The sequence below is a fragment of the Bradyrhizobium sp. genome (assembly GCF_049519115.1).
Lineage (GTDB): Bacteria > Pseudomonadota > Alphaproteobacteria > Rhizobiales > Xanthobacteraceae > Bradyrhizobium.
The window spans coordinates 1-2,932 of sequence record NZ_JBEKRB010000179.1 but is presented as its reverse complement, the minus strand read 5'-3'; the positions used below and the strand labels follow the sequence as shown (position 1 = coordinate 2,932).

General features: G+C 56.5%; 3 protein-coding genes. 1 reads left to right on the top strand and 2 read right to left on the bottom strand.

Going from position 1 to position 2,932, the window contains the following annotated elements:
• Positions 1-54 precede the first annotated feature (54 nt).
• Together ABSE61_RS36815 and ABSE61_RS36810 are read right to left on the bottom strand one after the other, a co-directional pair.
• Positions 55-420 (bottom strand): hypothetical protein, encoded by a 366-nt coding sequence (locus ABSE61_RS36815; protein WP_423876059.1) that lies wholly within the window; start codon positions 418-420, stop codon positions 55-57.
• Positions 421-575: 155 nt separating this feature from the next.
• Positions 576-1,520 (bottom strand): fumarylacetoacetate hydrolase family protein, encoded by a 945-nt coding sequence (locus ABSE61_RS36810; RefSeq protein ID WP_423876058.1) that lies wholly within the window; start codon positions 1,518-1,520, stop codon positions 576-578.
• A 199-nt stretch (positions 1,521-1,719) separates the two neighbouring features.
• Here ABSE61_RS36810 and ABSE61_RS36805 point away from each other — a divergent pair.
• The coding region (locus tag ABSE61_RS36805; protein WP_490338390.1) for an oxidoreductase at positions 1,720-2,932 on the top strand (1,213 nt) is incomplete at its 3' end.

The following is a 2,932-nucleotide window of genomic DNA, read 5'->3' as shown; positions in this document are numbered from 1 at the left end:
ATCAAGGCCGGTGTCTTCGATCCATTGCTCGAGATGATCGGCAATGGTGGCCGGCTAGCCGGCGATGACCGGCCCGATTCCAACGATCGAAACGGGCTCGGCAACCTCCCGGGCCGTCCAGCGCCGGTCCGGATCGGCGCGGGTGATGTTTTCCATCGCCGCGCGCCCGGCCTCGCTGTTGACGTGCTCAACAACCTGATCCCGATCGAAGCGGGAAAAGTCCACGCCTGTCCAACCGGACATCAACGTCAGCGCTCCTTCGAGATCGACGTAGCGGCGGTCATCGGCAAGCTTGGCAGCGGCTTTTTCGTCGGTTGGCGCGACAATCGTCGTCATCATGCCGAACATAAGAATGTCGGCCGGGTTGCGGCCTACTTCAGCCGCGAGCTTTCGTATCGCCGCCACTCTCGGCGCGATCACTTTCTTCGAACTCCGCATTAAAGACCCTACACAACGATTCCTACGCCACGGGTGTTAATCTCTTCACTACGAAGCAATAGTTCGACGGTCAGCTCCATCTTCCTTCAAATTCGTAATCACAAGGACCTCGGTTGAGCCGGAAATATAAACTTCAGCTATCGAACCGGATTCCTGAGTATTCCAATTCGCTCAATCTCGCATTCGACAATGTCGCCCGGAAGAAAATAGCGTGCGGCAGCAACGAGACCTTCCCTCGGTTGCCAACGACCGCCAAGCTCTTTGTCGGCGGACCACGCTGTACCTGCGGGCGTTCCGGTGATGATAACCATGCCAGGCTTCAGCGTGAAATTTGTTGAGAAGAAGTGAATGAGGTCGGCACACGACCAAATCATGCTGCGGGTATTACTCGACTGACGCAGTTCTCCATTGACCCGCGTGTGGATGCCGAGAACCTGAGGGTCGGGGATTTCGTCCGCAGTCGTTATGCATGGGCCGATTGGCGCGCTTGTGTCAAATGCCTTTCCGCGCCCAAGCTCGTACCAAGTGAAATCCCCGGACCTGCGCACCTGGCGGTCACGCGCCGTAACATCGTTCACTACGGTGTAGCCAAATACGTGCTCCAGCGCGCGTTCCTTTGAGATGTGACGTCCCGGTGTTCCAATCACAATTCCAAGTTCTGTCTCGCAGTCGAGTTTGCGTGTAAGTTTTTCATCATACTGGATGGCTTCGTCCGGTCCGATGACGCTGTCCGACGTCTTCACGAAAAACTCAGGCTCTTTCCCGCTCGTTGGTGAGCCGATCTTTTCATCATTATGCTCGCGGTAGTTACTGCCTGCGCAAAGAATAGTGGATGGGAGAATAGGTGCGGCGAGAGTCACTCGATCGAGGCGATGAAGCGCATGAACGGGACGTAAAGCCACCAGCCGGAGAGCCGTCTTGCGCGAAAATTCTCCGCCACGAATAAATGAGATCGCATCGCTGAAGAAAACTCGTTCTCCCGGATCGAGCAGCGACTCCGCCAAAGCAGGCTCTAATATTTCATTGTTCAGCAGCAAACCCAGGCGAATTTTCTGGTCTCGCCAAAAGCTTACGATTTTCATCCGCCCCCTCGCAGTTGAACAATCGGTGCGGTCATCGGCGGTCGACGACGTCCGGTTATTTCGATGATTTCCATACTGGCACTTTAAGGTACTGTACGGGGCGCCGTGCCGATAGCCGGTTCGCCTGGCCTATCGGCGCAAAAGGCGGCCCAGCGCGACTACCGCTGCTCGAAATTTGAAAAAGTCTAGGAGGAATATTGTGTCGGGTGCCCAGTCTTATCCCCACTTGTTCTCACCATGGCAATTGCGTCACACCAGGATTTCGAACCGGGTCATTTTTGGACCGGTTTGTCCGACGTGGGTCAGGAACGCGCACGAAGGAATTTTTACTGACCAAGCCGTTGCGTATTACGAAGAGCGAGCACAGACCGGACTGGGAATGATCATTCTCGGCGGTCAAATCGTCGACAAGGACACGATTTATACGCCCGCTGCATTCCCGGGACTTTGGAACGACGATCAGGTCGAGGGCATTGCCAGGGTCGCCCGGGCGGTCAAGAAACACGGCTGTGCGTTGATTGCGCAACTGCTGCATGTTGGGCTCCGCTCGCCAACTCCTTTCTTCAAAACGGATCCGGCACGCGATCCGTACGAGTACAACGCCTATACGGTCGCTCCAAGCCAGATGGCAATCGGCGAAATCCCCGGCGGCCCAACTCCCAAAGAGCTGGAGGAGCACGAGATCGAGCGCATTCTGCAGAGCTTTGCAGACGCTGCGAGGCGCGCCATTAGCGCCGGGCTCGACGGCGTCGAACTTCACCTCGCGCACGGTTATTTGCCGTGGCAATTTCTTTCGCCGCTTTATAATCAGCGAACAGACCGCTGGGGTGGCTCATATGAAAACCGCCTGCGGTTTTCGGTCGAATGCCTGCGGCGCATTCGTGCTAAAATCGGCAGTCGTGCCATTCTCGGCTACCGCATAAACTCGACGTCGTTTTGGGAAGGCGACCTTGAGATCGAAGATGTAAAACGCGTGCACCTCGATCTCGAACGGCAGACCGACATCGATTATGTGAGCGTCTCGGCAGGAGTGCATCATTCTTGGATTCACACGCCGATGACCTTTGAGCAAGGATGGGAACGCAAGTACGCGCGCGCTTTCAAGGATGTGTCGAAAAAGCCCGTGCTGATGGTTGGCCGCATCAGCTACCCGGATGTCGCCGAAGACCTCATCGCATCAGGCGACGCCGACGCGGTGTTGCTGTCACGGCAGATGATCGCGGACGAGCAGTGGCTCACGAAGGTGAAGGCAGGACGAGAAAGAGACATCAGACGGTGCGTCGCCGCCAACTATTGTTGGCGATCTGTCGTGCGCGGCAGTCGTGTGCAATGCGCTTATAATCCAGTTGTCGGCCGCGAGGCGCTCTGGGGCGCGAATGCCACCCGTAAAACCTATGGGCGCAAACGTGTAC

Bases quoted from the DNA above. Each gene is read 5' to 3' on its own strand.
- ABSE61_RS36810 (WP_423876058.1), bottom strand. From the start codon at position 1,520: ATGAAAATCGTAAGCTTTTGGCGAGACCAGAAAATTCGCCTGGGTTTG.